The 23,085-nt window shown below is 61.9% G+C and carries 46 protein-coding genes; 35 read left to right on the forward strand and 11 right to left on the reverse strand.

Translation table 11 applies throughout. The annotated features are described in order from the left end of the window. Nucleotides 1-208: 208 nt before the first annotated feature. A complete protein-coding gene (locus ABG82_RS18240; RefSeq protein ID WP_043080302.1) occupies nucleotides 209-1,096 on the forward strand; it encodes an SDR family NAD(P)-dependent oxidoreductase in 888 nt (295 codons plus the stop codon). Between the two features lie 48 nt (nucleotides 1,097-1,144). After that, on the forward strand, nucleotides 1,145-1,594 hold the full coding sequence (locus ABG82_RS18245) for a pyrimidine dimer DNA glycosylase/endonuclease V (protein WP_043080303.1): 450 nt from the start codon (nucleotides 1,145-1,147) through the stop codon (nucleotides 1,592-1,594). Between the two features lie 4 nt (nucleotides 1,595-1,598). On the opposite strand, the gene ABG82_RS18250 is transcribed toward ABG82_RS18245, so the two are convergent. Together ABG82_RS18250 and ABG82_RS18255 are read right to left on the reverse strand one after the other, a co-directional pair. Continuing rightward, nucleotides 1,599-2,522 (reverse strand): SDR family NAD(P)-dependent oxidoreductase, encoded by a 924-nt coding sequence (locus tag ABG82_RS18250; protein ID WP_043080304.1) that lies wholly within the window; start codon nucleotides 2,520-2,522, stop codon nucleotides 1,599-1,601. Nucleotides 2,523-2,677: 155 nt separating this feature from the next. Continuing rightward, a complete protein-coding gene (locus ABG82_RS18255; RefSeq protein WP_043080305.1) occupies nucleotides 2,678-3,424 on the reverse strand; it encodes an SIR2 family NAD-dependent protein deacylase in 747 nt (248 codons plus the stop codon). 99 nt (nucleotides 3,425-3,523) lie between these two features. On the opposite strand from ABG82_RS18255, the gene ABG82_RS18260 reads away from it, so the two are divergent. Together ABG82_RS18260 and ABG82_RS18265 are read left to right on the forward strand one after the other, a co-directional pair. Continuing rightward, entirely contained in the window at nucleotides 3,524-3,892 is a 369-nt protein-coding gene (locus ABG82_RS18260; protein WP_043080315.1) for a SpoIIAA family protein, read from the forward strand. A gap of 142 nt (nucleotides 3,893-4,034) precedes the next feature. Next, nucleotides 4,035-4,559: a hypothetical protein gene (locus tag ABG82_RS18265; protein ID WP_043080306.1), complete on the forward strand. Its 525-nt coding sequence runs from the start codon at nucleotides 4,035-4,037 to the stop codon at nucleotides 4,557-4,559. On the opposite strand, the gene ABG82_RS18270 is transcribed toward ABG82_RS18265, so the two are convergent. After that, nucleotides 4,560-5,021: a MarR family winged helix-turn-helix transcriptional regulator gene (locus ABG82_RS18270; RefSeq protein WP_043080307.1), complete on the reverse strand. Its 462-nt coding sequence runs from the start codon at nucleotides 5,019-5,021 to the stop codon at nucleotides 4,560-4,562. A gap of 84 nt (nucleotides 5,022-5,105) precedes the next feature. Here ABG82_RS18270 and ABG82_RS18275 point away from each other — a divergent pair, with 84 nt between their 5' ends. Next, nucleotides 5,106-5,762: an MspA family porin gene (locus ABG82_RS18275; protein ID WP_234708116.1), complete on the forward strand. Its 657-nt coding sequence runs from the start codon at nucleotides 5,106-5,108 to the stop codon at nucleotides 5,760-5,762. A gap of 9 nt (nucleotides 5,763-5,771) precedes the next feature. Beyond that, nucleotides 5,772-6,116 carry a hypothetical protein gene (locus ABG82_RS28290; protein WP_131676355.1) on the forward strand — a complete coding sequence of 115 codons (345 nt, stop codon included), beginning with the start codon at nucleotides 5,772-5,774 and terminating at the stop codon, nucleotides 6,114-6,116. Here the strand turns inward: ABG82_RS28290 and ABG82_RS18280 are convergent. Then, the gene (locus tag ABG82_RS18280) at nucleotides 6,099-6,926 is read right to left on the reverse strand and encodes an N-acetylmuramoyl-L-alanine amidase-like domain-containing protein (protein WP_043080308.1); all 828 of its coding nucleotides are present in this window, start codon (nucleotides 6,924-6,926) and stop codon (nucleotides 6,099-6,101) included. The two genes, ABG82_RS28290 and ABG82_RS18280, sit on opposite strands and share 18 nt — an antisense overlap. 192 nt (nucleotides 6,927-7,118) lie before the next feature. Then, complete coding sequence (locus tag ABG82_RS18285) at nucleotides 7,119-7,481, reverse strand: DUF1036 domain-containing protein (RefSeq protein ID WP_043080309.1); 363 nt, start codon at nucleotides 7,479-7,481, stop codon at nucleotides 7,119-7,121. A gap of 194 nt (nucleotides 7,482-7,675) precedes the next feature. Between ABG82_RS18285 and ABG82_RS27780 the strand changes: the two genes are divergently transcribed. From ABG82_RS27780 to ABG82_RS18290, 3 genes are all read left to right on the forward strand, one after another. Beyond that, nucleotides 7,676-7,849: a hypothetical protein gene (locus ABG82_RS27780; RefSeq protein WP_234714551.1), complete on the forward strand. Its 174-nt coding sequence runs from the start codon at nucleotides 7,676-7,678 to the stop codon at nucleotides 7,847-7,849. Next, nucleotides 7,849-7,971 carry a hypothetical protein gene (locus ABG82_RS29170; RefSeq protein ID WP_264031212.1) on the forward strand — a complete coding sequence of 41 codons (123 nt, stop codon included), beginning with the start codon at nucleotides 7,849-7,851 and terminating at the stop codon, nucleotides 7,969-7,971. The genes ABG82_RS27780 and ABG82_RS29170 overlap by 1 nt, the downstream gene beginning before the upstream one ends. A gap of 100 nt (nucleotides 7,972-8,071) precedes the next feature. Further along, the gene (locus ABG82_RS18290; RefSeq protein WP_043077927.1) at nucleotides 8,072-8,374 is read left to right on the forward strand and encodes a WhiB family transcriptional regulator; all 303 of its coding nucleotides are present in this window, start codon (nucleotides 8,072-8,074) and stop codon (nucleotides 8,372-8,374) included. A gap of 6 nt (nucleotides 8,375-8,380) precedes the next feature. Here the strand turns inward: ABG82_RS18290 and ABG82_RS18295 are convergent, their stop codons facing one another. From ABG82_RS18295 to ABG82_RS28295, 6 genes are all read right to left on the reverse strand, one after another. Further along, on the reverse strand, nucleotides 8,381-9,100 hold the full coding sequence (locus ABG82_RS18295) for an alpha/beta hydrolase family protein (RefSeq protein ID WP_043077926.1): 720 nt from the start codon (nucleotides 9,098-9,100) through the stop codon (nucleotides 8,381-8,383). Nucleotides 9,101-9,482: 382 nt separating this feature from the next. Further along, on the reverse strand, nucleotides 9,483-10,682 hold the full coding sequence (locus ABG82_RS18300; protein WP_043077925.1) for a site-specific integrase: 1,200 nt from the start codon (nucleotides 10,680-10,682) through the stop codon (nucleotides 9,483-9,485). Between the two features lie 134 nt (nucleotides 10,683-10,816). Next, entirely contained in the window at nucleotides 10,817-11,116 is a 300-nt protein-coding gene (locus tag ABG82_RS18305; RefSeq protein WP_043077924.1) for a hypothetical protein, read from the reverse strand. Nucleotides 11,117-11,271: 155 nt separating this feature from the next. Next, a complete protein-coding gene (locus ABG82_RS18310) occupies nucleotides 11,272-11,475 on the reverse strand; it encodes a DUF3263 domain-containing protein (protein WP_043077923.1) in 204 nt (67 codons plus the stop codon). Next, entirely contained in the window at nucleotides 11,472-11,900 is a 429-nt protein-coding gene (locus ABG82_RS18315; RefSeq protein WP_043077922.1) for a hypothetical protein, read from the reverse strand. The genes ABG82_RS18310 and ABG82_RS18315 overlap by 4 nt, the downstream gene beginning before the upstream one ends. Before the next feature lie 77 nt (nucleotides 11,901-11,977). Beyond that, nucleotides 11,978-12,952, reverse strand: coding sequence for a helix-turn-helix domain-containing protein (locus ABG82_RS28295; protein WP_052511008.1), 975 nt, complete (start codon nucleotides 12,950-12,952; stop codon nucleotides 11,978-11,980). Between the two features lie 176 nt (nucleotides 12,953-13,128). On the opposite strand from ABG82_RS28295, the gene ABG82_RS27785 reads away from it, so the two are divergent. The 26 genes from ABG82_RS27785 (at nucleotide 13,129) to ABG82_RS18440 (ending at nucleotide 23,069) form a co-directional block, all read left to right on the forward strand. Then, a complete protein-coding gene (locus ABG82_RS27785; RefSeq protein WP_078343295.1) occupies nucleotides 13,129-13,413 on the forward strand; it encodes a helix-turn-helix domain-containing protein in 285 nt (94 codons plus the stop codon). Then, on the forward strand, nucleotides 13,410-13,763 hold the full coding sequence (locus ABG82_RS18330; protein WP_043077921.1) for a MerR family transcriptional regulator: 354 nt from the start codon (nucleotides 13,410-13,412) through the stop codon (nucleotides 13,761-13,763). Before ABG82_RS27785 ends, ABG82_RS18330 begins: the two co-directional genes overlap by 4 nt. Before the next feature lie 111 nt (nucleotides 13,764-13,874). Further along, nucleotides 13,875-14,159: a hypothetical protein gene (locus tag ABG82_RS18335; protein ID WP_043077920.1), complete on the forward strand. Its 285-nt coding sequence runs from the start codon at nucleotides 13,875-13,877 to the stop codon at nucleotides 14,157-14,159. After that, on the forward strand, nucleotides 14,156-14,596 hold the full coding sequence (locus ABG82_RS18340; protein WP_043077919.1) for a hypothetical protein: 441 nt from the start codon (nucleotides 14,156-14,158) through the stop codon (nucleotides 14,594-14,596). The genes ABG82_RS18335 and ABG82_RS18340 overlap by 4 nt, the downstream gene beginning before the upstream one ends. Further along, nucleotides 14,593-14,793, forward strand: coding sequence for a hypothetical protein (locus ABG82_RS18345; protein ID WP_043077918.1), 201 nt, complete (start codon nucleotides 14,593-14,595; stop codon nucleotides 14,791-14,793). The genes ABG82_RS18340 and ABG82_RS18345 overlap by 4 nt, the downstream gene beginning before the upstream one ends. Further along, complete coding sequence (locus ABG82_RS28620; RefSeq protein ID WP_165589761.1) at nucleotides 14,790-14,927, forward strand: hypothetical protein; 138 nt, start codon at nucleotides 14,790-14,792, stop codon at nucleotides 14,925-14,927. The genes ABG82_RS18345 and ABG82_RS28620 overlap by 4 nt, the downstream gene beginning before the upstream one ends. A gap of 1 nt (nucleotide 14,928) precedes the next feature. Next, entirely contained in the window at nucleotides 14,929-15,237 is a 309-nt protein-coding gene (locus ABG82_RS18350; RefSeq protein ID WP_043077917.1) for a hypothetical protein, read from the forward strand. After that, complete coding sequence (locus ABG82_RS18355; protein WP_043077916.1) at nucleotides 15,234-15,563, forward strand: hypothetical protein; 330 nt, start codon at nucleotides 15,234-15,236, stop codon at nucleotides 15,561-15,563. Before ABG82_RS18350 ends, ABG82_RS18355 begins: the two co-directional genes overlap by 4 nt. Continuing rightward, the gene (locus ABG82_RS18360; protein WP_043077915.1) at nucleotides 15,560-15,850 is read left to right on the forward strand and encodes a hypothetical protein; all 291 of its coding nucleotides are present in this window, start codon (nucleotides 15,560-15,562) and stop codon (nucleotides 15,848-15,850) included. The genes ABG82_RS18355 and ABG82_RS18360 overlap by 4 nt, the downstream gene beginning before the upstream one ends. Beyond that, nucleotides 15,847-16,122, forward strand: a complete 276-nt coding sequence (locus ABG82_RS18365; RefSeq protein ID WP_043077914.1) for a hypothetical protein — start codon at nucleotides 15,847-15,849, stop codon at nucleotides 16,120-16,122. The genes ABG82_RS18360 and ABG82_RS18365 overlap by 4 nt, the downstream gene beginning before the upstream one ends. Further along, on the forward strand, nucleotides 16,119-16,529 hold the full coding sequence (locus tag ABG82_RS18370; RefSeq protein ID WP_043077913.1) for a hypothetical protein: 411 nt from the start codon (nucleotides 16,119-16,121) through the stop codon (nucleotides 16,527-16,529). The genes ABG82_RS18365 and ABG82_RS18370 overlap by 4 nt, the downstream gene beginning before the upstream one ends. Continuing rightward, nucleotides 16,526-17,299 (forward strand): coiled-coil domain-containing protein, encoded by a 774-nt coding sequence (locus ABG82_RS18375; protein WP_043077912.1) that lies wholly within the window; start codon nucleotides 16,526-16,528, stop codon nucleotides 17,297-17,299. Before ABG82_RS18370 ends, ABG82_RS18375 begins: the two co-directional genes overlap by 4 nt. Further along, nucleotides 17,296-17,469 carry a hypothetical protein gene (locus tag ABG82_RS28625; RefSeq protein ID WP_165589762.1) on the forward strand — a complete coding sequence of 58 codons (174 nt, stop codon included), beginning with the start codon at nucleotides 17,296-17,298 and terminating at the stop codon, nucleotides 17,467-17,469. The genes ABG82_RS18375 and ABG82_RS28625 overlap by 4 nt, the downstream gene beginning before the upstream one ends. Continuing rightward, nucleotides 17,466-17,705, forward strand: a complete 240-nt coding sequence (locus ABG82_RS18380; RefSeq protein WP_234708024.1) for a hypothetical protein — start codon at nucleotides 17,466-17,468, stop codon at nucleotides 17,703-17,705. Before ABG82_RS28625 ends, ABG82_RS18380 begins: the two co-directional genes overlap by 4 nt. Then, nucleotides 17,702-17,917, forward strand: a complete 216-nt coding sequence (locus ABG82_RS18385) for a hypothetical protein (RefSeq protein ID WP_043077910.1) — start codon at nucleotides 17,702-17,704, stop codon at nucleotides 17,915-17,917. Before ABG82_RS18380 ends, ABG82_RS18385 begins: the two co-directional genes overlap by 4 nt. After that, the gene (locus tag ABG82_RS18390; protein ID WP_174544336.1) at nucleotides 17,914-18,351 is read left to right on the forward strand and encodes a hypothetical protein; all 438 of its coding nucleotides are present in this window, start codon (nucleotides 17,914-17,916) and stop codon (nucleotides 18,349-18,351) included. Before ABG82_RS18385 ends, ABG82_RS18390 begins: the two co-directional genes overlap by 4 nt. Further along, entirely contained in the window at nucleotides 18,348-18,674 is a 327-nt protein-coding gene (locus ABG82_RS18395) for a hypothetical protein (protein WP_043077909.1), read from the forward strand. Before ABG82_RS18390 ends, ABG82_RS18395 begins: the two co-directional genes overlap by 4 nt. Beyond that, nucleotides 18,671-19,048, forward strand: coding sequence for a DUF6197 family protein (locus ABG82_RS18400; RefSeq protein ID WP_043077908.1), 378 nt, complete (start codon nucleotides 18,671-18,673; stop codon nucleotides 19,046-19,048). The genes ABG82_RS18395 and ABG82_RS18400 overlap by 4 nt, the downstream gene beginning before the upstream one ends. Continuing rightward, nucleotides 19,045-19,272, forward strand: coding sequence for a hypothetical protein (locus ABG82_RS18405; protein WP_043077907.1), 228 nt, complete (start codon nucleotides 19,045-19,047; stop codon nucleotides 19,270-19,272). Before ABG82_RS18400 ends, ABG82_RS18405 begins: the two co-directional genes overlap by 4 nt. Before the next feature lie 2 nt (nucleotides 19,273-19,274). Next, nucleotides 19,275-19,628 (forward strand): DUF7239 family protein, encoded by a 354-nt coding sequence (locus ABG82_RS18410; RefSeq protein WP_043077906.1) that lies wholly within the window; start codon nucleotides 19,275-19,277, stop codon nucleotides 19,626-19,628. Next, on the forward strand, nucleotides 19,625-19,858 hold the full coding sequence (locus tag ABG82_RS18415; protein WP_043077905.1) for a hypothetical protein: 234 nt from the start codon (nucleotides 19,625-19,627) through the stop codon (nucleotides 19,856-19,858). Before ABG82_RS18410 ends, ABG82_RS18415 begins: the two co-directional genes overlap by 4 nt. After that, on the forward strand, nucleotides 19,858-20,904 hold the full coding sequence (locus tag ABG82_RS18420; RefSeq protein WP_043077904.1) for a hypothetical protein: 1,047 nt from the start codon (nucleotides 19,858-19,860) through the stop codon (nucleotides 20,902-20,904). Before ABG82_RS18415 ends, ABG82_RS18420 begins: the two co-directional genes overlap by 1 nt. Before the next feature lie 19 nt (nucleotides 20,905-20,923). Beyond that, a complete protein-coding gene (locus ABG82_RS18425; protein ID WP_043077903.1) occupies nucleotides 20,924-21,391 on the forward strand; it encodes a hypothetical protein in 468 nt (155 codons plus the stop codon). Between the two features lie 133 nt (nucleotides 21,392-21,524). Next, nucleotides 21,525-21,989, forward strand: a complete 465-nt coding sequence (locus tag ABG82_RS18430) for a hypothetical protein (protein WP_043077902.1) — start codon at nucleotides 21,525-21,527, stop codon at nucleotides 21,987-21,989. 70 nt (nucleotides 21,990-22,059) lie between these two features. Beyond that, on the forward strand, nucleotides 22,060-22,362 hold the full coding sequence (locus ABG82_RS18435; protein ID WP_043077901.1) for a hypothetical protein: 303 nt from the start codon (nucleotides 22,060-22,062) through the stop codon (nucleotides 22,360-22,362). Nucleotides 22,363-22,397: 35 nt separating this feature from the next. Further along, nucleotides 22,398-23,069, forward strand: coding sequence for a bifunctional DNA primase/polymerase (locus tag ABG82_RS18440; protein WP_043077960.1), 672 nt, complete (start codon nucleotides 22,398-22,400; stop codon nucleotides 23,067-23,069). Nucleotides 23,070-23,085 lie beyond the last annotated feature (16 nt).

The following is a 23,085-nucleotide window of genomic DNA, read 5'->3' on the forward strand; positions in this document are numbered from 1 at the left end:
ATATGCGCCGCGGTATCTCCGCTTCCCGGCACCCCACGCCACGCCTCTCAACGTGGCGTGGTCCAACACGGCACCACGCCCGATTCACGCGCGCACCTCTCACCGTCGCCCCAACACCTCTTGACACGGCCACGTCCCATTGAAATGCTCACAGCATTCACATGTTGTCAGCATTTCAACACTCGAAGTTCATTCCCCGAGGAGGGTCATGACCACCCATCCAGATCGCCCCATCGCCGGTTCCCGGATCGTTATCACCGGTGCGACCAACGGAATCGGGAAAGAGATTGCCCGTGCACTGGTACGGCGCGGGGCCCTACTGACGCTGCTGGCCCGAAATCCCGACAAGGCCGCCGAGACGGTCCGCGAACTCGCGGCCGAGAACGGGGCGACTACCGCGCCGGACTACATCCAAGCCGACCTCGCGGATCTCGACTCGGTGCGTGCCGCCGCACACGAGATCGCCGCGACACACTCCCGGATCGACACACTGGTCAACAACGCCGGCGTGCACTGCCTCACGGGCAAGCCCAGCGCCGATGGCTACGACCTGATGACCGCGACCAATCACCTCGGGCCGTTTCTGCTGACCAACCTGCTACTCGAGCCGATCATCGCCGCGGACCGAGCACGCATTGTCATCACCGCTTCCGAAGCGCACCGGTCATGGCCGCGCATCGATTTGGCGCGATTCGCAGAAGCGCGCCGCTACAACGCGATCCGCTCGGAGATTCGGTACGGGCAGTCCAAGCTCATGAACATTCTGTTCACCCAAGAACTCGCGCGGCGCCTGGCGGGCACCGGCGTGACAGTCAACTGCTTCTGCCCCGGCATGGTGTCGACCGGACTGGTGCGGGACAGCCGCACGCTCACCGCAGCGGCGGGTCTGGCCTCGCGCACACCGTTTGTGCGCCGGCCCAATCAGGGCGCCAAGATGGGGATCCGGTTGGTGCTCGATGACGACCTCGCAACGGTCAGTGGGCAGTTCTTCACCTCCACCCCCGGCCTGGGGCTACTGCCCGCGGTACGAATCCGTTCTAACCAGCGGGCCCAGGAAGAGTTATGGCGGCGCTCTGGCGAGTTGGTGGATCTGTAGCACCGTGCCAGCTTGGTCAGCGCGGGCACCGTCGGGTACAGAGAACACATGCGACTGTGGTCTTTGCATCCAAGCAACCTCGACGCCAAGGGGCTGGTCGCGTGTTGGCGGGAAACACTGCTCGCCCAAAAGGTGCTACAGGGCCGCACGCGGGGATACCGCAACCACCCGCAGCTACACCGGTTCACATCGTTGGACGAGCCGCTCGCCGGGATCGGCGCGTACTTGACCGGGCTGCTCGAGGAGGCAGACCGCCGTGGTTACCGATTCAACCGTGAGCTGATCGGCGCGCCGGCGGCGACGCTCGAACCGCTGATCGAGGTTCATCGCGGGCAGCTGGAATATGAACGATGGCTGCTGGACAGCAAACTGGCACAACGCGATCCGGATCTGCTCGGCGCGAACAACCCACGACGGATACAGCCGCATCCCATCTTCCGGGCGGTACGCGGCACGATCGAAAGCTGGGAGAAAGTGCTGCCGGCCTATCCGGCGTGAGGTTTCACCGACCAGCCAGCGCAGCAGCGTAGAGCGCTAGCTCGTCACCGACGTTGGCGATGGTCGCGGCACCGTCAGTGTCCATCGCTGTCCCGAAGGTGTCGCGCACTTCTTCGATGGTGAGCCGCGCCGAGGTCACCCCATGTGTCTCGCCGAGGAAGACCCGCGCGAATCGCCCGCCACCGGCGCTGAAGCTCACCCCCGAGCACGGCACCTCTTCGGACACCAGGAAGGCCGCCACCGGCGCCACCGCCGTGGCGGGGAACGTGTCGCGAAGCCAGCCGAGTGCCGGTTCGGGCATGTTCTCCACCATCCGGGTAAAGCCGACGGGAAGCAGTGCGTTGACCTTGATGCCGTACGCCGGTCCCGCGAGCCCCAAATTCGTTGTCATACCGATTATTCCGGCCTTAGCGACCGGGTAGGTGCACGCCTCCCCTTGCCCGAACATGCTGCCCGAGGAGATGTTCAGGATCCTTCCGTATCCCTGGTCGACCATCGACTTCCACGCCGGGCGCAGTACATTGAACGGGCCGAGCAGTTGCACGCCGAGCACGGTGTCCACATCCTCGTCGGTGAGATCGGCGAAAGTCTTGATGGGACCGATGATCCCCGCGTTGTTGATGACGACGTCGACTCTCCCCCAGGTATCCAGCGCAGCACCGACGATGGCGCGTCCTCCCTCTCCGGTGGCAACGGTGTGCGTATCGGCGATGGCTTCACCACCCAGCGCCTGAATTTCGGCGACCACTGAGGCGGCCGGGACATCGGAGCTTCCGGTACCTAGAAGCTCGTCGGGTGATCCGATGTCATTGACCACGACCTTGGCGCCGCGGCTGGCCAACAGCAGCGCGTACTCACGTCCGAGCCCACCGCCCGCGCCGGTGACGATCGCCACCCGTCCGTCGAAGCGAATGTCATTTCCAAACACGCATGCCTCCAAACGAATTCGCCTCGACATTGAGTTGAACCCTCGTCTCAACAGATACGTTATCGGAAATAACGGATCTGACGCAAGGGTGATCGCACCCGGAACACAGGTGTGCCTGGCGACCGACCCGTAGGCGAGCGCCGTGATGTGCAGACTCAGGACAGCGACAATGCCTCGACTAGCGCGGGCAGCGCGGTGGCTGCGGTAGCCCGCCACACCAGGTCCGCACGGTCGGACAAGTCGGTCTCATGCGGGTTGATCTCGACAACCGTCGCGCCGCGACTCAAGGCCAACTGCGGCAAGCCCGCGGCGGGGTACACGATCCCCGACGTTCCGATGAGCAGCATCAGATCGCAGTTCTGCGAATGCGCGACAGCATGACCGAACTCCACCTCGGGCAGCATCTCCCCGAACCACACGATGCTCGGACGGACCTTTCCGCCGCAACCACATTCGGGAGGCTCGATCCGTTCGGCCTCGGGGGCGGCGACCGTCGCCTCGAAACCGGTCTGGCAGGTGTCGCAATGCGATTTGAGCAGGCTGCCGTGCACGTGCGTCACCTCCACGCTGCCGGCACGTTCATGAAGGTCATCGACGTTCTGGGTGACGATCCGAATATCGCGGTGAGATCCCCACCGCGCCAACGCACGATGTCCGTCGTTGGGCTGCACCGCCAGTAGCTGGATGCGCCGATTCTGATACCACGCCCACACCAGGCCCGGGTCCTCTTGCCAGGACTCCGGCGTCGCCAGTGTCATCGGGTCATACTTCGACCACAGTCCGGTTTGCGCATCACGAAACGTGGGTAAACCGCTCTCGGCGGACATGCCGGCGCCGGTGAGCACCGTGACCGTGCGTGCCTTTACCGCGGCGGCGATGAGCTGCTCGGGAACCTGGGTCATGCGTCTTTCTTACTATGGATTTGACAGGCATTCGACCGATCCGGAGGTGCTCGCCCTACCTACGATGGAATGGCCGACAGCTTTCAGCGAGGAGAAGCCATGATCGAAATATTGTCCGATATGCCCGAGGGAGTTGCCGGATTCCGGGTGTCCGGCAAGGTAGCCGGCGATGAGCTACGTGAGCTCGCGCCGGCCATCAAAGAGTCACTGACGGGCGATGAGCTCCGGATCGTCGAGGTCATCTCGACCGACTACGAGGGCTTTGGCCCCGGCGGGCTCGCCGAGGACCTGAAACTGGGCTTCGGGATGCTGTTTCAGCACCATTCGGCCTTCAAGAAGATCGCGGTGGTCACCGACAAGGAATGGGTGGCACACACCCTGCACGCGCTCGCGTGGATGGTGCCCGGTGAGATCTCGCTGTTCGGGCTTGATGAACTGGATCGTGCCAAGGCCTGGGCTGCCGGCTAAGCCGACAAGGCGATCTCGGGTAGTGCACTACTCGTGCCCCCAGACACCGCCCGCCCATAGCGTCGCACCACCAACGTTCGGCTGAAGCCCAACGGCCCTGCGCTGGGAGGATATTCATCCAGCGACGAAAGGCGCGTGCACCATGGTCCTCATCCCGAACTTTGAAAGCCAGTCACATTTCTTCACCCCGGTGGCCTTGGCCGTCAATGAGCGACCGCCGTCGTCAATTGTCGATCAGCGCTTCGTTTTCCAGACGAACGGAGTAGCGATCGTCAACATGCCCGGACAGACCAGCGTCGACTGGTCCCGCGATCAGGCGTTGATCTCCCCCAATATGAGCGATGCCTTCACGGCGATCACCACGCGGTACAACATCCCGATACCCACCGGAACCTTCCCATGGTTTCAGGTGGACAGTGTCATCCCTTTCGCGACACTGAGCTCGATCTTCGACAGACATCAGGCGATAGATGCGGGATTCGCGGTGGATCGCTGGCGTTTTCGGACACGAACCGGAGTCGGGGCACAACCCGGACAGACTCTTCAAAGCCTGTTCGACGGACTGCTCGTCGATCTGGCCGTGCGTGACAGCGACGCGGTGATACACCGAATCAGCTACCACATCACAGTGCAAGGCCGAATCCGGTTTGTCACGGGCCTGACGTGATCAGTCCCCGGAGGTCGCGTCCCCTGCCACAAACGCCTTTTCAAGCAAAACAAATAGTTCACATCGCTGCGTGGGACTCAACGCGGACAACACACGCCCCTCTGTGTTTCGGAGTGTCTCGACCATCTCAGCACTCCGACGCCGCCCGAGCGGGGTGATGATGACGTCGTGACGGCGGCGGTCCTCCGGGGACCGTTGACGCTCGACATAGCCGATCGCTTCTAGGTCATTCAGCAGCCCGACCATGGTCGTCTTGTCCACGCGTACGGCCTCAGCGAGGTCCGCCTGAGACTGCTTGCCGGCCGCCTCCAAGACGTTGAGCGTGCCCAGGTGCAGCAACCGCAGCTCATGCTTGCCGAGTTCGGCGTCCACTTCGACACGCATCCGCCGCAGGAGGATTTCGAGCAGCGGCCCGAACAGGCCATTTGGCCTGGGAAAAGCGTCCGGCGGGAATTCACTCATGACCCCAATAGTACATACATGACGATCATCTGCTTTAATCAAATCATTAGTCCTACACAAACGATTTGATGGGAGATGCGCATTGTGGACAGCTCGAGGCGAACCGGTCCATTGGTCGGAGCGGCAGCCGCGGCGGTCGCACTGGCCATCGCAACGTCGGCAACCGGCTGGGCCGACCCCACGGAGATGGCTCCCCAATCCAGCCACCGCACGACTTTTGACGGCTGGAACTTGTCGGTCGCCCTCTCCGGGGAAGTGATCAATGCCGTGCCCAACCTGGCCGGCGCACAGAACTCGCGCGAGGCCTTCATGACGTTGTCCGCGCAGGCGAACATCGGCGGTAGCGGTGGCAACCCCGTCACCTCGGCCAACTTCGTAGCCGGCTACCAAGTCGGCTGCCAGATCGATGTGTCGCAGGGTCTGCAGATCGGCGGCACCGCCCAACTGGCGGGATCGGTTGGAGCGAACATCAGTGCACAGCCTGGAGTGCAGGCGGGCGGCAGTGGAGCGATTGGCGGCTTCGTACAGACCGATCTGCAGCCGGGCGTGATCACCACCGTCACCATGGGCAACATGCCGGTCACCGCTAGCGTTGGACGGCTGGACATGCAAGACGTTCACCTGAAGGTCGATGCGTGTGGAGGACCTGTGACCGTGCGTTCCTATGCGACATTCGCGGTCGCCACCGCTGTCCAACAAACTCAATTGTCCGTGTACGGCGACCCATACGTCCTGAACTAGGAGCGATAGATGTTGTTGTTAAATATAATTCGCCGATACGGTGGCCTGGCCTTGTTCTTGGTTACCGCACTGAACGTCGCCGCGGCCATCAATGTCGCACATGCCGACCCCGGCCCAACAGTGCCGCCACCTCCGCCCGTGATCGGGCCATTGCAATACGGACCACCCGGATACCCTGTGGCAGTGGGGGTTCCACTGCTACCGGCGGCACGCTCGGGTGTGTCGGTGTCGGCCGACGCACTAAGCCCTGTGGCCCCAACTCCGGCTACACCCAACGCTTCCGGTGGCATCTCCGGCGTACGGACTTCGGCGGACGCACTGAGTCCTGGTGCGGCGTCAGCGAGTCGGCCGTAGCACGACAATTCCCGGGACCGTGCCTAGATACTCCTTGAGCGGTGTATCGACGACTTGGTTGTTCGCCCTGAGTGACGAGGCGTTGCGCAGCACCGGTCCGGTTGGCGCGTGCAGGAAGATCCCCACGTGCGTGACGTCGAGCCCGCCGAACGTTGCGTAAGCACCGAGGTAGTCACCATCGTGAAGATTGGCGATAACACCATCAGAGACACGGGCACTCGGCAGATAGACGATGGTGCGTGGCTGCGGCGCAAGTCCGGGCAGGTAGCTTTCCCCGGAATCTTTCACGTTGAGCATCTTGGCCACCTGCTCCGTGGGCGCCCCCAGGCTTGCCGTCACGTCGGTGGCAATGGCGGGTGCGTCGGCAGCCCAGTCCGTGAAGAAGTGCCGGCGCTGCGTGAAGCTGACATCTCCCCCGCGATAACGGATCTGAGTCAGTTGAGCAAGGAAACCCGCGCGATCGCTGGACCGCTTCAGCGCTTCGACATAGTCGGCATAGGTAAAACAGTCCACGCGGGTGAGCTCTACGATCAGCTGCTCGGGGACCGTCGCAGACCCTACGAGCGTGTTGGCACCGTAGGGCACTTGCAGAAAGAGCGCCGATATCCCGGCACTCAGCTGTGCGGGATTCGCGGCCGCGAGGCGGTTTCGCTCACCGAGCAACTCCTGCAACCGACGTTCATTGGTCGGGCTGATCTGCACGGTGTCGGCCGACCCGACAGGAGCGGCGCACAGTGCACATATCAACGCGAGCGCGGCGAACAGGCCGAGGCGACGTCGCATCAGGGCTGGACGCATCGTGCTGGCCATCACCTGATGCCTTTCCAAGGGCCAGCTCTTGCGAACTCGGCTAACGGACTTCATCTCTGCGGATAGGTACAGATCACATCCTCACACAAATAGCGCCTTGCGCGAGAGCTCCGCTGTCGTCAAAGAGTGGGGGTTCTTGGAATCGGGCTCCTACCCCGATTCCAAGAACCCTACCGAGATGCGTGCGCGGCGTCAGGGATTCAAGTTCACCGTATGTGTATTGAACAGGAACGAGCCCACCCCCACGCGTCTCATCTTGACGACATCCCATGTTGAGGTACCGATAAGAAGACACGAATCGAATCGGTAGTAGGGATTGACATATACCCGCGGACCGTTGACGTCACCCCACCACGCGCCATTGCTGGCCTTGGCGTAGTAATACGCGGCGTCGTACTTCGTCCAGATGGCGGTCTTTGACTCCCCTGGATTCAGATTCCACCATCCGTGCGTCGCCCAACCGCCGTACTCTCCGCCGCAGGCATCCGAGTCCACCTGCATCACCGCGACGGAAACCGGCAGTCCGTAGTTGTTATGGAACGCTAACCAAGGCATCGGACTAGCTCCCTTGCTTGAGTGACGGTGCGGGCCGACTCGAGGCTTCACGGAAGGGTGCGGTCACATTCGCACCTTCATTCGAAGGCGCTTCTGGACCGTTGGCCCGATGATCTTCCGCGGTGTGAGATTCGATATCACGTATGGCAGGAGCCTCCGTCAAGGCAACAAACCTGCCCGGCTGAGCAGTAGTCATGAATTTCACCTTTCTCCCAATTCAGATTCAGCATGGAATTGCGGTGATCGCCTACGCACAGTTCCTCATTCGCGATTGTTGGATGACGACAACCACGCGACCCTTGGACCTGACACCTGCGGTCTCCCGCTTTGTCATCGTGGGCTCGGCCATCGCCAAGGCGCCTGCGTAGTGAACTACTCGAATCCGGGCGAATTGCCCGAGGCCGCGGTACCAGAGGTGGTCGCGATTACCGACTGCCACTCGTACCTGTTCCAACTTCTACTGGACGAGCAGGCGGTGACTGATGGTTGATTCCATTGGCGCAACGCCAATTTCACATCAATGCAATCAGTTCATGTGAAGTTTCCGTCAACACCGTTCAAAGTGGCGGACATGTGTGGGAAGGATCTGTGTGGAGGATGTGCGGGTAGCTGAGACGACGGTTCTCACCGATGGTTTTGCGTGGCAGCTACGGGGAGCGTGCCGGAAGGCCAACCATGACTTGTTTTACTCCGACGACAACGAGCGCCCCATCGAGCGCAGGCTCCGGGAACAGCACGCACGCGAGGTGTGCCGCAGTTGCACGGTGGCCACGCACTGCCTTGCGTATGCCCTGGAGATCGAGGAGCCCCATGGGATGTGGGGTGGCATGTCCGAGGTGGAACGTCAGCGGATTCGTCTGCGCATCTCCGTACGAAACTCGATACCCCACTGAATGGCGCTACTTTGATGTCAGCTGCCAGCGAATCCATTGTTTGGCCGCCGACCAACCGGCCGAGGACGGAACGATCAGATCGAAGTGGTCCAGGTCAGAGAACTCGAAGTAGTCCACGGGGGTCCCTGCTGTTCTAGCTGCGGACACGTAGTGCTGGGAGTATTCGACGGGGATATTGATGTCGCGCACACCATGGACGAGGGCATGGTGCCGACTGTGGCCAAGTTGCCGAATCGGCGATGCGGCCTCAACCTCGTTTGGCGAAACTCTCACGGCCCCAAGGAATTCTGTGGCAGCGCCGTCTCCCAGGTTCTCCCGCAATGCGCGTTCAATATCGCTGGCAGGCGCTAAGGCGACGGCGAAGTCTACCGATCCCGCAGCAAGGGCCAGAAGTGCGAGATGACCACCGGCGGAGTGCCCGACTACAAATGACTGAGTGGGATCTGGATAGGCGTGCCGGACAGCTGCTGTCGCCGCCTTCACATCCTCGAATGTCTCCGGCCATCCTCCCCCGCCGCCGACTCGGCGATACTCGATGTTCGCAACGAGGAAACCGTCAGTGCGCAGGTCCTCGGCTATCGGTGCGGTGAGATCAGCACCCAGTCCTTCTCGCCAGAATCCGCCATGGATGACAAAGACCAGGGCAAGAGCGGGCCCATCGGGCTCAAGAATGTCGACGTATTGACTCGGGTGATCGCCGTAGGTCAGACGCCCTTGTTGTGGCATTGCTTCGCTCCCGAATCAGGTTTATGCGTAAAGACGTCGACCAGAGTATCGAGGCTGCAAACCCGGATGGATACGAAGCCCCGACCGCGCCGCGCAAGGTCACGAACATCGAATCGTGATCCCGAAAGCAAAAATCCCAGGTCGTCTGACCTGGGATTATTGTGGAGCTAAGGGGACTCGAACCCCTGACCCCCACAGTCTGAAAAATGTGGACTAGCAGAGACAATTACGGACAGTCAAGGGCAGCCCAAAAATAGCCGTATACCTGCGGATACTTCCGATTTTGGACAGTCGGGGACAGTCGAACGCAATTGCGAAAAGTCGCCACGTCGCGCGAATTAGTGATGACTTAGTGATGACCATCTCGGCCGATAGCACCGGCCTAGGACTCCCCACTAATGGCCTCGTGCAGCGCCGCTGCGGCTTCGCTGTGTGCCCGTCCCCGCGCCATATAAAAACGCTGTGTCATGGACGGGTCGGCGTGCCCAAGCATGTCGGCAGCAACACGCGCAGATAGTCCAGCGTCATCGAGAATGGTCGCCACCGCCTTACGGAAGCTGTGCGCGGTGATGTCGTCAGGCAGCCCCAATGCCGACCGCACACGGCGCCACTGGGCCGCGACATTGTTCGGGTCGCGCGGCGTCCAGTTTTCAGATGGGAACACCAAGTCTTCGTAGTTCGCCGGGGCCTGGCGTGGATCAAGTAGGCGACGTTCGGCTAACCGACGCTTGCGAATCTTGAGGGCGTCGACCGCGAATTGTGGCAACGCAATCTCATTGTCCGAACCCTTGGTATCGCCGTCGACGGGCACTAGGACGAGGCCTTCACCCTTGACGCGGATGAGTTTCCGCGATGGACGCAGCACACCGGCTTTCAGGTCCAGCTCTGGCCAGACCGTCGCAAGCGACTGACTTCGACGGTGGCCGCTGGCAATCAGCATCACTATCCAGTCGACCAGGTCGGCGTCGGCGCAGAACTCCGCGACAGTCGGCGGCGTGTAGCTTCCGACACCCTTCTCGCGTTCGCCCTTGGCCAAAATGCGTGGGCACGGCAGATCGGATGTCCGTATGGCGATGAGAATGGCGCGCACCTGGTCAACGGTTACCTGGCGCGCCCCGCCGCGCTTGGCGCCCTTGCGCCGCGCCAACTTCACCTCGCGCAGCGGGTTTATCGTGATCGCACCATTGCTCATGCGTATCGCGTAGTTGTACATGCCAGATAGCACGGTCCGCGACGACTTCGCCGCGCCAGCACCACGCGTATCGGCCACGGTGATCAGGAACTTCTCCATAACCGGGGTGGGCGCCTCCATGAGGCGTCTGTGACCGAACGCAGAATCAAACCCCTTGGCTTCGAAGTCGTATCGGTCAAGGGTGGCAGGCGCCCTCCCCTGGTCTACGAGATGCGGGCGATAGTGTTCGTAGTACAGCGCGCGAATAGTCGTCTCTGTCGACAGCTCCGCATCGAGCACCGATACCGACAGCTCAGCCGCAGCGGCAAGTACGGCATCGCGGGCACGTATTCCGTCCCGGTCTGGCACAGGGCGCCCGCGAGTATCGGTGCGCGGTGGGCTTATTCGCATGACCTGCCGCCGCTTACCGCTGGCATCGCGGACACGGAGCTTGGCTCTCCAGACGCCAGGTCGAACCTCAGCTAGGTCAACGTCACCCGATACCCCAATTGGTCGTGGAGGCCTACCTCGCATAGCTCCCGCCCCTAACTGCAGAAAATTGGCAAATGTTCAACGACGAGTCCAATGGTCGAAACTAACAAACCTGCTATTGCCCAATTAATGTCGCCAACTTGAATCAGTTTCTGCCGCGCATCCGATGCAGACATTGTCGAATCTATGGCAGACTTGATCCTGGCATCTATCCGGGTATTTAGCTGGGCCAGTTCTGTTTCAATAGTCTGAATTCTCTCTTCGGGCATCACTATCGAGTCCGCTTGAATCACCCGCGCCGTGCCCACCCCATCACCGCCATCGATTCCGCGCACATGGATGTCCTGGGCCACAGGGGAACCCGAAAGTCGTGCAGACAGTTCTCTCCAAGATTGACTTACTTTCTTACGCCACTGAGAGGCTCGACCGGATGCCCGATTCCAGGCGGTGAAAAGGCCCCACGCCAGTAGCAGGTTGCCCAAAAACTGTATGCAAAACCCCGCAATGATCATAATGACCGTCTCCGTATCCTGCGCAGGCGATTCACGGTCTGCGCGTCAGTGGCCAGCGCTTCTGGCGTCTCAATAGTGGTGTTCAACTTCTGGTAGTAGCGCACGGGCGACAGGCCGAATCGCTCGCGAATCGCCTCATCCTTGGCGCCGGAAACTGGCCACCAAAGGCGTTCTATCTCAAGGGCTTCGACTGTGTTCATGGGCGCTGCGGATCTTCGACGCGGTCCGCCAGCCAATCGCGCTCAACCGGGGTGAGGGTCTGGCGTCGCACCCGCACGGTGTGAACATCGGTCCAAAGCTCTTCTGCCAGTTCGTAATCGTCGTTGGTCCATTGCAGCCCGCGCAGCAGGGCAGGTAGTGGGATGAGTCGGCGAGCCGCCAGCACGTCCACATAGTGCTCTTCGCGGGCGCGGTGGATGACGGGCGCGATGCCCCGGTCAACGTGGATCAACTCATGCGTCAAAGTCGAGCGGCGCTCAGCCTGTGTGAGGCTCTTGCACAGCCAGATGGTGTTGCCCTTGATCAGTCCGGCTACTCCCCGGGGCAGGACGTGATCGCAGGAAACGGCGATGTGTGGGTAGTGCTCGGCGAGCGTTCGCCATGGATGCCAATGGTTCGTGATCATGGTGCAAGACGCTAGAACAGGACACCGACAAATACGGCGCCGACCAGGAACAACACGGTTGTAATCTGGTATCACATTTACCTACGTAGCGGATTCACCTCGATTCGGAAGCCACGCCCTCGCGTGTCACCGATCCCTGTCTTGGACGCCAGATCCACCGCGTGCTCGATGTCCTCCTCGGCCTCACCGCGCATCTTGAGTTCGTCGCGAACCGAACCCAGCGCACCTTCAAGTTCATCGAAGACGAAGCGGTCGGCATAGTCATTCTTTTCGCTCAGGCTGTAGACCTTCACCTCAAACCCGGCGGCATCCTTAAGCGCATCCGCGTAGGCGTCCGCTCGCTTCTCTCTGCGTGAAGTGACCACATCGGGGTCGTTCAAATCCGGTGGCGGTAAGCGATCTTCCTTGAGGCGGTCGCGGATTGACGCGCGAAATTCGTATGACTTGTCCAGTTCAACCCGCATGTCGATCTCACTCGAATGATCAGCTACCTCGTGTGCCGTCTTGATCAAGTAGTCAATCATCGAGGCAGACAACGCATCCGCTTGCTTGGATAATCTTCTTCTATCATCCTCTGACACCTCGGGGTTCTCGATAAGGCTGATCAGCCCCTCCATAGTTGTCTTGTAGCTGTCCAACGTCGCACGCACGATGTCAACTAAGGGCCCCTTCCTTTCAGGTGGCGCCTGTTCGACCAGCTCACGCTCCTCATCGAGAAAATCGCGAATGACCTTCTCATCCCCTGGGACTGCTAATCCGCGATGCCTCCGCTCTGTGGCATCCACGAATCGCTTAACACGATCATCAGATCCCTGCGGAACACTCTGGGCCGCACCCGCCAAGATTGACAGCGAGTGCCCCTCGCTCCATCCGAGGCCAAGATCAAGCTTGCGGAGAGTATCCCCGCGCGGCCGAGGCTTCTCGTTGTTTTCAATTCGTCCAATGACAATGTCCGAGGGGCCACCACGATCCTGGACCGCAGCCTGACTGATCCCAAGATCTGCGCGCCGCGCACGCACAGCACGCGCGAGCGCTTCCCAGTTTTCTGGCATGTCACCACTGTCTCAGAGATATTTGGCAAACACAAACCTAGATACGCCTGTATTACAATGATTGTAATGTGCAGGTAGGCGAGGTCGGGTCAATCAGTGCAGCTCGCCGAATGTTTTCCCAATATCAACACAACAATCAGTTGCTTTCACCGAATCAACGTTGTAGCGTCTTCGTTATGCCACCGAGACCCAAGCCGCGTCCACAGCTCACTCCACCCCACGTTCCAATCCGAGCCCTGCGGCATCTGGCAGGGCTGACGCTGAACGGTCTGGCAGACCTTATTGAAGATGCGACCGGCGTTCGCTACTCGCGGGGAACCCTGTCGGCCGTCGAAAGCGGACTGCGCGGAACGTCAAAAGAGCTGCTTGCGGGTATTGAGGTCGCCTATGGCCTTGAGCCAGGGACGATCACGACGACTTACCGTCCCCGCCTGGCCAGCGTGCGAGGTATCGCGGGATGAACCTTCAGGAACTCGCCGCCCAGGCGGGCATGACCGCCGACAGCTCGCCTGTCGAAATGGCCCGTATTGCAACATCTATCGCCGATACCGGCCTCACTCCCCTCTCCCCCCACGAGACCCTTCGCGCCCTGCTCCGCATTCAGCGCGATTCGCAAACCCCAGTGTTCGTCACCACCAGTGTTGGTGCCGGAATCCTTGGCATCCACCCCGAAACGCTTCGCTACTGGAGCCGTCGGGGGCTCTATGACCTTCCGGAGCCTACTCGGGCCGGTAGTCAGCTCCGGTGGGATGCCAATGAGCTGCGCGCATGGGCCGAGCGCCGTAAGCGGCGGAGCCCGGTCGCTTCATAACCCCAACTCCCACAACTGAATAACCCCCAACGCTGACGGCGGTCTACTCGCCAAAGTCCCCCGCCGTCAGCGCCATCGAGAACCGAAATCAGCCCTTAGGAGGCATTCGGCATGTCCGACGCTACCCAATTGGCCCCGGCAGCGGCCACTACTTCCCCGTTCCTCATCGAGCATGTAGTCAACGGCGAAGACACCGAAACTCTCGTCAACGACGAACTGGTGGTGTCGTCCTGGTCGAGTCTCAACCAGCCAGACGATGGCGACCAGATCTACATCGCCCCGGTGGCCTGGGGCTTCACGCCCGGCTTCCTGGTCACCGACGAAGCCGCCGCCCGCCAGGCCCGCACCGCCATTGCCCATATCTATATCGCCGGACTCAGGGCCGGTGCGCGATGACCGTCCGGCGCGGTACCACGAACCGCAACGATCGTGGGTCGGCGGAAAGTCGGCGCATTCGCAGGCAATGGCTGCTCGACCAGTTCGGCGACGGCACCACATGCCAGTGCTCGACATGCCCGACCGTTTTGGACTTCGACAGCATCACCGTTGACCGGCACCCGGTCGCGGGCGTCGACGGTGGCACGTACCGGCGCGGCAACATCCGGCCACAGTGCGCGCCATGCGCCAGTCTCCAAGGCGGCAAGATGTCGGCGCAGCGCCGCCCCCTCAAAGTCGACAGCCTCGTGCGAGTTCGTCAGGGCGGCAAAGTGTATCGCATTGGAATTCTGCGCGGCGGATGGGCGCACCTTCGCGCAGGCGCCAAGCACCCCGAGGCCGCTAAGTCGGCATTCGGCTGGCGCAAACCTGACACCTTGATTCGGGTGCCCGCATGAGCGCCCTTGTCTCATTCGGCGCCAGCGCGTTCATGGAACTCAGCACCGAAGTCGAGGGCGATCACATCCTGGTTTCCGCCAGGGGCAACTGTGCACTGGACATTCGACTGAACATCGATGAGGCCGAAGAGCATGTGGCGGAACTCAATCAGGCCATCGCAAGCCTGCGGGCCAATCAACAGGTGGGCCGCCCGTGATTCTCGGCCGCACCGACAGCGGTGCCGTAATCGGCACCGACAACCCAATCTCGGCGGCGCAATGGGCTTGGCAGCAAGTCCAATCCGGCGCCGTCGTCGTCATCACCAACAACACCAAGGAAGGCACGAAATAGCATGAGCACCAAGGCAGAAGTAACCATGAGCGGGCTATCAAGTTCGCGCACGTACACCGTCAATGACACGGTGATCGCCCGAGCCGATGGGTCCACCGTCATACCGGTCAACCCTGGCGGGGCCATCGCAATCGCGGTCGACAATCAGGAAGCCCGCGACGCCGCAGTAGCCATCGCGAAGGCATACGCCGCAGGCTACAACGCAGGCGTCGCCGATGGCGCCCCCGTCACTGAGCGGCGTGCCCGCGACATCGCCGACGAGCAGATCGCCAAGGCGCTCGACGCACTCACGGTTGAGGTGAAGCGATGAGCGCCAGGCGTATTGAGATCCGCCCCGTGACGGACCGCGACTACGAGCTACGTATTGGCGGCGAGGTTGTCGCACGTACCGAAACCAGTTGCCTGAGCCGCTGTGACCGGTTTATCCGCTTCGGCAATGCGCATGGCGGTGGCGTTCACGTCCCGTGCGAAACGACAGTCAACGTCGTGCTGGAGCACCTGGGCCAGTTCTATGTCAGCGCGTTCGCCGCTGGCCAAGACTCGGCCGCATCCGTCACCGTGAAGCAAGCGCGCAACATCGCCGACGAACAGATCACCAAGGCGCTGGACAGCCTCTCTGTGGAGGTGAAGCGATGAGTGACACCGTAATTGAGGTGGTCGGCGAAATCATGCCGCCAATGCCCGAGTCCATCAAGATCGCCGTGGTCGAGTTCTCCGGGTCGGAAGATGTAGAGCTTCGCGAGGGTGACAAGAAACTCGCCAGGCTCAAGCGCACCAGTCTCGGTGAATGGCTCGTGTCCATTGAATTGCTGTCGAGCCACAGCTTTGAGGGCTTCTATGTCACGAACCGTAGCGAGGGGATCGACGCACTCAGTGATTTCGGACGGCTTTACCACGCAGCAAAGACAGGGGAATTTAAGTGAGTGTCAACGTAATTCATACTATTGGCGCCCTGCCTGCCGTCGTCAGCCATGTGCAGGTGGTGGCAGATGGCGATAGCAGGGTCGAGTTGCATGTCGCTGGAGCCGTACTCGCAGATGCCCGCAAGGTTGGTGACGAGTGGATGGCAGATATCAAGACACCGACCGCCAGGAACCTGCTCCGCTTTGTGCTCGATAACCGCAACGAGGCTATCGACGCACTCCACCAAATCGGTGCCCTCTACTTCGATATGCGGACGGGGGCGCTGTCATGAGCTACAGCGGTGCTGTCTCCCCCCTCAAGGTCTCGCCGCGCGAAGCCGTTGAGCGTGACGAGCTTCCAACCTTCGAATTCACTGGCGCCGAGGTGGTCGCCGAGATTCGCAGGCTCGCATTGCGATTCCCCGATCAGGAAGCCGAATGCAAGTACGTCGGCAAGGATGACCGCCCGTGCTGCATTGGCGGGCGTGCACTCGCCAATCTCGGTGTCCCCCTGAGCCTTCTGATCCAAGCCGAGGGCACCGCGTTGGACACGGTGATGTCGCGTCTGCGGATTACAGCTACGCAGTGGCAACGCAGCTGGGCCAGGTCGACGCAAGCCAACCAGGACAACGGTATGGCCTGGGGCCGGGCCGTGAGCACCGCCGACTTCTACCACTCCGGGTCGGCGGTGACGGCATGACGTGGATCAAGAGCGCTGAGCTGGAAAGCCTTCGGGCCCGCGTGCGCCGGGCAAAGGAGGATATACAAGCTGCACGCGCCGCACTGAACGCCGGGATGCAGTTGGCCGCGTCGGCCATGACTCAGCTCGACCCGGTTGCGCCGCTTGCGGAGAAGGCTGCCCAAGAACTCAAGGCCGAGCGGGTGCGTACCAACAAGGCCGAGAGGGAACTGAGCGAGACCAAGGCTCAGCGCGACATGATGTGCAACCAGCTCGACAGCACAAGGGCAGACCTGGCCGAGGTTCGCAAGGTGCTGGACACCGCCAATGGTGGTCCGGTCGGGTTACTCGTTGGCTACAGCGTCGGCGGCAACGTCAATGCGAAGGTGGCCCTGAAGTCGGCAGCCGTCACCGCCGCCGAGCACCTGGCCAAGCGAGTAGGCGAGCTGGCCGACAAGGTGAAGGCCCAGCGCGAAGAGCTGGACGCTATCGAGCACCAGCGCGCGCAGGAAGCCGTGGACGCCGAGTATGCGGCGCTACCCGACTGCGCGCCAAATGGCTGGTTCGCCTGCCCGAAATGCGACCGCGAGGTTGTATCGCCGCGCCTGAGCGACGACGCCGACCAGAATCCGCAGTCTGCCGAAATGTACAGCGTGATCACGCTCGCCGCGCTGGCCAGTCAGGGCGCGGTGGTCACAGTCGGGCACGCTAAGCCGAAGCTGCCACAGCACCTCGTGTGGCGGTGCGTATGCGGCCACACGGTGCGCACCAAGACACGGGATGCCTCATGAACACCGCCACTGTCTGCGGCGGATGCGGCCGAGTTGTCATGCGCCCCGTGGGCGGCGAGGTCTGCCAAAAATGCCGGCAAAAGCCTTCCGATGTTTGGGCGCACGCACTGCTGATCACCGTTGCCCTGTTCATCGTCGCCGTCATCGCGGTTCAAGCGGGGTGGCTATGAGCTACCTCATTGACCAGAACGGTGACAGCTTCGATGTGCGTGTCGTCGGTCTGGAGGACCCGCTGGCGACGGCATACCCCGAGATGTACGGCGGCGAGCCCACGCCCCTGTGGGTGGTTGACGTGACCGGTATTGCCGAGGACCTGGAGCCGATCAACGTCGCTAGTTTCGAGCAGGCCTACCGGACATTGCACGCCATCGGCCGCGTCTACGAGGCGGGCGGCGGCGGGTCATGAGCGCCGCACTGGTCGTTCTCGTCGCCATCCCCTACGTGGTGGTCGGGTTGTTCGTCAGCCGCGCTTGGTGGCGGAGCCTCACCGCAGCCGAAAAGCACTACAACACACCCGAGGTCGCCGCCTTCATGGTGATCTTCATCTGGCCCGCCGTTCTCGCCTTCTACTGGGTCAGTGTGTTCGTCCGGTGGTTCTACACGGAGCCGAAGCGATGAGCGCCCGGTACGGCGTGCGCGAGGTCTTCAACGGGCGATACCGCGTCGTGAAGCACTTCGGCAATGAGGACTTCGCCGAGAAAGGCTCCTACGCCACCAAGGCCATGGCGCAGGGCCGGGCGGCGCAGCTGGAGCAGCGCGCGGCCCGCCGCGAGGCCGTAGCCGAGGCGAAGCGCCGCGCGAAGAACCACTGCGAATGCAAGGGCGAATGCGGACATCTGCACTTCGCCTCACGTACCTGCCCATGGGGCGAAGGCGAAGACATGGGCGGCGGTATCGGCAAGGTCGCCCTGGTCGCGGTGCCGCTTGACGGCGACGACACCAATCTGTCGCTGACCAACATCCGCATGGTGTGCCAGCTGTGCAAACAACATCACGACGCCGACCGAATCAATGGCGGCGCAGCACTATTCGACATTAAGGAACCGGAATGACTGAGATAGATCAGCTTGTCGCAATCATCGAGGACAGCGGAGACGAAATCAGGCACGGAGAAATTGACGGCTTCGTGCATGTGGCCACCATTCGCCACGAAGATCGGCGCTGGTCGTATACCAGCGAAGAGATTGTGCGCGCCCCCTCTGGGCGCCTGTATGCCTTCTTGAATGAGAACGGGCTGACTGAGCGCCAGGACGACGGATACGGCCCGGAATTCCACGACTACACGGTCTACGAGGTTGAAGCCGTCACCGAGTTCGTGGAGCGCACCCGCTACGTCAAGGTGGAGCAGCCGACCGACGCCGAGGCTGAAGCATGAGTGCCGCAGACGCCGACCAGCTGCGCCAAGCGTGGGACTACATCGAGCGCAACGGCTTTCAGACCAGGGGCACCGGGTACGCATCGCCGGGAGACGAGCGCGCCGCCTGTGCACTCGGGGCGCTGGCGTACACCGCCAAGCTAGACCTGATCATAGAGGCCGCAGCGGGTGACGCTCTCTTCGCAATCGTCAAGCACACGTGGCGTGCGGCGCGCTGGCTGTATCGCACACAGCCGAGGCAGCCGAGATTTGGAGACCTGCACCAACGCGCCGCTGTCGCCATCTTCCAGCACAACGACAAGTACGTCAAAACCATCGACAAGGCGCGCGCATGGTTCGCCGCCGCCATCGCACTCGCCGAGGCCGACGCATGAGCGCCGTGGTGCGGGCCATCGTCACCAATGGTGGGCCGATTCCGACAAGCCGAGACGTTGAAGTGCCGCGCGCCAACGGGTATCGGATCGACGCAGACGGTCGGCTCATCCTCGAAACATCGGCGTGGGGCGGCGATGTAGTTGCCGCATTCCAGAGGTGGGATCACTTCGTTATCACCCCCGACCGTGGCCCGAATGGGCGATTCATCAAGAAAGGCAGCTGATCATGGCTGACATCGATCCTCGCGAGCCGAAGCTGCCCGCCTGGGCGCGTGAGCAACTGGCGAAAGCGAGGAACCGCGCGGGGGACGCCGAGAGAAAACTAGACGCGCACCTTGTCACGATCACCAAGTCGCGAATCTGGTACGGCAACTACGACAACCCCATCTACATACCCGAAGCGCACGGCTATCAGACGGTGTACTTCTCACCATCTGGCGGCGAAAGCTCCTTCGACCAGATCGGCGTCACCATCCGTGACGGCGCAATCGAGATTCAAGGCGGTCACAGCGTCGCCCTTGAGCTGCAGTCGTCCAACTTCTTTCGCGTCTGCCTTGCCGACTCACGGCGGTCACGGTGAGTGACATCGATTGGGAGACCGTCAAAGTCGATGACGGATTCAGGGCGGCACACCGTGGCGTCTGCGGTCGATGCGGTGAAGGCATCTACCCCGGCGACATGATTCGCCAGGCCGTCGGCGGTCACTACGAACACGTCAAGTGTGACATCGACGTGGACGCCGAGGCTGATGCGGCGCCGGTCGAAGTGTGCCCTGACTGCAACCTTGAACACGCTGGCGGGTGCTTCTGATGACCGCCGAAATCGACTGGGACGCTGTGCCAGACGTTGAGCCCGGACCGGAGCGCGACCACTTCGGCGTGTACCGCAACGGCAACAACCAGCCGTTGATCATGGCCGAAGACGGCAGCAAGCGCTACCCGTACCAGCGCACCACCAACTTCATTGACCAGCTAGAAGACGGCGGCGAAGGCCTGCGGATCTGGCAGGAACGCCTGACCTTGGCCGGGCTGGTGATGTCGCCGGAACTCCGCAAGGAACTCATGGCGTGGATGGGTGAACCGCGCGAGCTATCCGACATAGCAAGGCGTGCAGCCAAACTCGCTGGACGGGACGAAAAGCAAGAGTGGGGCTCGATGCTCCACCAGATCACCGAAGCCATCGACAAGGGCGACATGATGCCGCGTGAGTGGTGGAACGAAAACACCAAACAGATGGAGCCGGTTCCAGTCGCCGAGGTGAACCGCGACGTAGAGGCCTACCGCATGGCCACGCGCTGCCTGACTCATCACGCCGCCGAGCAGATGCACGTGTACGACGACTACCGCGTCGCGGGCACGCCAGACCGAGTGTCGAGCTACACCGCCAACGGTAAACGTCAGGGCCGACCCAAGATTGTCGACCTCAAGACCGGCACATTGCACACGCGGATGGTTGAGGCGCAGTTGGCGATGTATTCGCGCAGCCGCGCCTATGACCCGCAAGCCGAGGCGAGGTTGGACACCGACCCTATTGATCAGAAACGCGGCATTGTCATCCATCTGCCAATGAAACAGGCCAAGTGCGAGCTGTTTTGGGCTGACCTGACAAAGGGCTGGGCTGACTGCAAGGTCGCCCGCGATAAGCATCAGAAGGGTCTGCGGCGCAAGCTGACCACCCTGGGGCGGCTCATCGAGCTTGGCCCTGACGTGCCGCTCGCCGATCGGGTTGGCCTGTGCGCCAACGTCGAATCGCTGCGCGACCTGTGGAAAGAAGCCGCCGCACGCGGCGAGTTAACCGAAGACCTCAAGGCGGCATGCCTTGAACGCCAGCAACAGCTGGCACCAATCAGTAAGTAACGGAAGGGAACATATATCAATGTCCGAAAACTGGGACGCCGCCGAAGAGATCGAAATCCCGAAGGGTGCCTTCATCGGCTGGGGCAACAACAAGGGCCAGCACGTCACCGGCAAGGTGATCGAGTACGGCGACCTTGCTGGCGAAGACACCAAGGGCAACGCCTGCCCACAGGTCACCGTCGAGCTGATCGAACCGGCAGCATCATTTGACAAGCTCGGCGCCCGCACCGACTACCCGGCCGGTGAGCTGGTATCGCTGACGTGTAGTCAGGTGCAGTTGAAGCGCGGCATCAAGGCCGCCGATCCGTCGCCGGGCGACCTGATCCGCATTGTGCTGGAGGACGTTCGGGTGCTTCCCAACAACGGCAACACCCTCAAGGAGTACGGCATCAAGATCAAGCGCGGTGCCGGTGGACCCGTGGCGGCGCCCGCGTCCGCCAGCGCTGGATTCGGTGGCACCGCCGACGATTCCACCCCGCCGTTCTGATCGGCAGCTGGTCGCGCCTGCGGTGAGGACATGGGCCAGCGCGCTAATGCAGGCATTGGGCGCGGACATTTCCCGATGGCCCATGTCACCAGCACCCCACCACCAAAACATCAAGTGACGAAAGGAATTAACCATGGCAATCAGCAAGGCGGCGCTACTCGATGTCATCGAGAGCACCCTGAAAGCCCACACAGAAGACCAGCAGCGGTACAAGGCCGAGGTCCAGGACTGGCAGCGCAAGCGACGTGAGAAATGGGAGGCCGAGGCGGTCCCCCGCCTCCGCAGCCTGCGAGACATGCTGACGACCAAACTCAAAGCGGGACAGGTCGTTACCGACAAGGACATCTCCGAGGCGATTGGAACTGACCCCGACGGCTACAGCCGAAATGTCAGCTATGTGACGTGGAGCCCGAATTCAGACCCCGGCTACAACCAGGTCAAGCCGGTGCCACGTCTCGACGTGCCCATGCTCAACCAGCTCAAGTCGGCACTGTCAGTCATCGACGGAGACACCATCTCAGTAAGCGCCCTGTCTCAGTGGGGTTTCCGCAATCTCGGATTCCTGTTCAAGTCCGCAGCTCAACTTTCCATCAAGTAAGGCGGCGACTGGCGGCGGGTGTCTCCTACCCCGCCGTCAGTCGCCCAGAACTCACAGAGAGGTAAACGGCATGGCCAAGCATGAAATGCGGCATCCGACCGCTGAGCGTCCCGTGGTGCGCATCCTGCCCGAAAGGGCGTTGCGCGGCAACGGCATCCTGTACCGGACCGAGTACAGCGCCCTCCACCCTCTCGGGGATATCACATTTCCCGGCGGGCGCCTGGGCCGCGTTCCGACCAAGCCGACCTCGCATGCGAAAGGGCGTCGCGCCACCGTCGATCGACCGATAGTCGTCCAGCCGAACGGCACCGGACGCTTTCTGCGCATCGGCATGAAGATGGCAGAGCAAATGACGGTGCAGGCGATCCTATGAGGCTGTTCAGCACATGCCGCGACTGCGGTGAGGCCATGTTGGTCACTAGCATTGACGACACGGTGCACCCGACATGCGAGCCGAAGCCGACAGCCGTCGACATTCAGTGCGCCGAGTTCCTGGCCGCTGTACAGGCCGGTGACGACGCGCGCGCCGATGAGCTGGTCGCGACCATCGACGCCGCCGAACGGCCCACCCTGCGCGGCTCAGCCCTCTACTACAGCCAGACGCTTGGCTGGCCGGTGTTCCCACTCAAGGCCGGGGGCAAGGAACCGGCGACGCTCAAGGGATTCAAGGACGCCACCACGAACCGGCGCCGCATCGAAGCCTGGTGGAATGGCAACCCCAACTACAACATTGGGCTTGCTACCGGCCACGCCTTCGATGTCGTGGACATCGACCCCGGTCCGGGTGGCCGCGAGTCTCTGGCACAGCTTGAGCAGGCGGGCAGCCTGCCCGACGTTCACGGCTACGTGGTGACCGCAGGCAACCGCGCTGAAGGCCGACCGGCTGGCATTCACCTGTACGTGAAGGCCACCGGACGCGGCAACCGCGCTGGCTTCCTGCCCGGCATCGACTATCGCGGGGCGGGCGGCTATGTCGTCGGCGCCCCGTCCAGCCTCGGCGATCACCAAACATGGCAGTGGCTCATGCCGCCGTCACTAGACATCAAGGCCCACAACAACACTGAAAGGAAAGTGGCATGACCCACTACGAATACAT

Origin of the sequence: Mycobacteroides immunogenum (assembly GCF_001605725.1) — a bacterium.
Lineage (GTDB): Bacteria > Actinomycetota > Actinomycetes > Mycobacteriales > Mycobacteriaceae > Mycobacterium > Mycobacterium immunogenum.

Coding starts and splice junctions, on each gene's coding strand:
- ABG82_RS18335 (WP_043077920.1), top strand. CDS start 13,875: ATGTCCGACGCTACCCAATTGGCCCCGGCAGCGGCCACTACTTCCCCG.
- ABG82_RS18355 (WP_043077916.1), top strand. CDS start 15,234: ATGAGCGCCAGGCGTATTGAGATCCGCCCCGTGACGGACCGCGACTAC.
- ABG82_RS18240 (WP_043080302.1), top strand. CDS start 209: ATGACCACCCATCCAGATCGCCCCATCGCCGGTTCCCGGATCGTTATC.
- ABG82_RS28625 (WP_165589762.1), top strand. CDS start 17,296: ATGAACACCGCCACTGTCTGCGGCGGATGCGGCCGAGTTGTCATGCGC.
- ABG82_RS18345 (WP_043077918.1), top strand. CDS start 14,593: ATGAGCGCCCTTGTCTCATTCGGCGCCAGCGCGTTCATGGAACTCAGC.
- ABG82_RS18370 (WP_043077913.1), top strand. CDS start 16,119: ATGAGCTACAGCGGTGCTGTCTCCCCCCTCAAGGTCTCGCCGCGCGAA.
- ABG82_RS18375 (WP_043077912.1), top strand. CDS start 16,526: ATGACGTGGATCAAGAGCGCTGAGCTGGAAAGCCTTCGGGCCCGCGTG.
- ABG82_RS18410 (WP_043077906.1), top strand. CDS start 19,275: ATGGCTGACATCGATCCTCGCGAGCCGAAGCTGCCCGCCTGGGCGCGT.
- ABG82_RS18425 (WP_043077903.1), top strand. CDS start 20,924: ATGTCCGAAAACTGGGACGCCGCCGAAGAGATCGAAATCCCGAAGGGT.
- ABG82_RS28295 (WP_052511008.1), bottom strand. CDS start 12,952: ATGCCAGAAAACTGGGAAGCGCTCGCGCGTGCTGTGCGTGCGCGGCGC.
- ABG82_RS18270 (WP_043080307.1), bottom strand. CDS start 5,021: ATGAGTGAATTCCCGCCGGACGCTTTTCCCAGGCCAAATGGCCTGTTC.
- ABG82_RS27785 (WP_078343295.1), top strand. CDS start 13,129: ATGCCACCGAGACCCAAGCCGCGTCCACAGCTCACTCCACCCCACGTT.
- ABG82_RS18405 (WP_043077907.1), top strand. CDS start 19,045: ATGAGCGCCGTGGTGCGGGCCATCGTCACCAATGGTGGGCCGATTCCG.
- ABG82_RS18280 (WP_043080308.1), bottom strand. CDS start 6,926: ATGGCCAGCACGATGCGTCCAGCCCTGATGCGACGTCGCCTCGGCCTG.
- ABG82_RS18310 (WP_043077923.1), bottom strand. CDS start 11,475: ATGAACACAGTCGAAGCCCTTGAGATAGAACGCCTTTGGTGGCCAGTT.
- ABG82_RS18285 (WP_043080309.1), bottom strand. CDS start 7,481: ATGCCTTGGTTAGCGTTCCATAACAACTACGGACTGCCGGTTTCCGTC.
- ABG82_RS18400 (WP_043077908.1), top strand. CDS start 18,671: ATGAGTGCCGCAGACGCCGACCAGCTGCGCCAAGCGTGGGACTACATC.
- ABG82_RS18330 (WP_043077921.1), top strand. CDS start 13,410: ATGAACCTTCAGGAACTCGCCGCCCAGGCGGGCATGACCGCCGACAGC.
- ABG82_RS18435 (WP_043077901.1), top strand. CDS start 22,060: ATGGCCAAGCATGAAATGCGGCATCCGACCGCTGAGCGTCCCGTGGTG.
- ABG82_RS18360 (WP_043077915.1), top strand. CDS start 15,560: ATGAGTGACACCGTAATTGAGGTGGTCGGCGAAATCATGCCGCCAATG.
- ABG82_RS18295 (WP_043077926.1), bottom strand. CDS start 9,100: ATGCCACAACAAGGGCGTCTGACCTACGGCGATCACCCGAGTCAATAC.
- ABG82_RS18300 (WP_043077925.1), bottom strand. CDS start 10,682: ATGCGAATAAGCCCACCGCGCACCGATACTCGCGGGCGCCCTGTGCCA.
- ABG82_RS18265 (WP_043080306.1), top strand. CDS start 4,035: ATGGTCCTCATCCCGAACTTTGAAAGCCAGTCACATTTCTTCACCCCG.
- ABG82_RS27780 (WP_234714551.1), top strand. CDS start 7,676: ATGAATTTCACCTTTCTCCCAATTCAGATTCAGCATGGAATTGCGGTG.
- ABG82_RS18395 (WP_043077909.1), top strand. CDS start 18,348: ATGACTGAGATAGATCAGCTTGTCGCAATCATCGAGGACAGCGGAGAC.
- ABG82_RS18390 (WP_174544336.1), top strand. CDS start 17,914: ATGAGCGCCCGGTACGGCGTGCGCGAGGTCTTCAACGGGCGATACCGC.
- ABG82_RS18245 (WP_043080303.1), top strand. CDS start 1,145: ATGCGACTGTGGTCTTTGCATCCAAGCAACCTCGACGCCAAGGGGCTG.
- ABG82_RS18350 (WP_043077917.1), top strand. CDS start 14,929: ATGAGCACCAAGGCAGAAGTAACCATGAGCGGGCTATCAAGTTCGCGC.
- ABG82_RS18385 (WP_043077910.1), top strand. CDS start 17,702: ATGAGCGCCGCACTGGTCGTTCTCGTCGCCATCCCCTACGTGGTGGTC.
- ABG82_RS18440 (WP_043077960.1), top strand. CDS start 22,398: ATGTTGGTCACTAGCATTGACGACACGGTGCACCCGACATGCGAGCCG.
- ABG82_RS28290 (WP_131676355.1), top strand. CDS start 5,772: ATGTTGTTGTTAAATATAATTCGCCGATACGGTGGCCTGGCCTTGTTC.
- ABG82_RS18340 (WP_043077919.1), top strand. CDS start 14,156: ATGACCGTCCGGCGCGGTACCACGAACCGCAACGATCGTGGGTCGGCG.
- ABG82_RS18255 (WP_043080305.1), bottom strand. CDS start 3,424: ATGACCCAGGTTCCCGAGCAGCTCATCGCCGCCGCGGTAAAGGCACGC.
- ABG82_RS18430 (WP_043077902.1), top strand. CDS start 21,525: ATGGCAATCAGCAAGGCGGCGCTACTCGATGTCATCGAGAGCACCCTG.
- ABG82_RS18260 (WP_043080315.1), top strand. CDS start 3,524: ATGATCGAAATATTGTCCGATATGCCCGAGGGAGTTGCCGGATTCCGG.
- ABG82_RS18420 (WP_043077904.1), top strand. CDS start 19,858: ATGACCGCCGAAATCGACTGGGACGCTGTGCCAGACGTTGAGCCCGGA.
- ABG82_RS18380 (WP_234708024.1), top strand. CDS start 17,466: ATGAGCTACCTCATTGACCAGAACGGTGACAGCTTCGATGTGCGTGTC.
- ABG82_RS18315 (WP_043077922.1), bottom strand. CDS start 11,900: ATGATCACGAACCATTGGCATCCATGGCGAACGCTCGCCGAGCACTAC.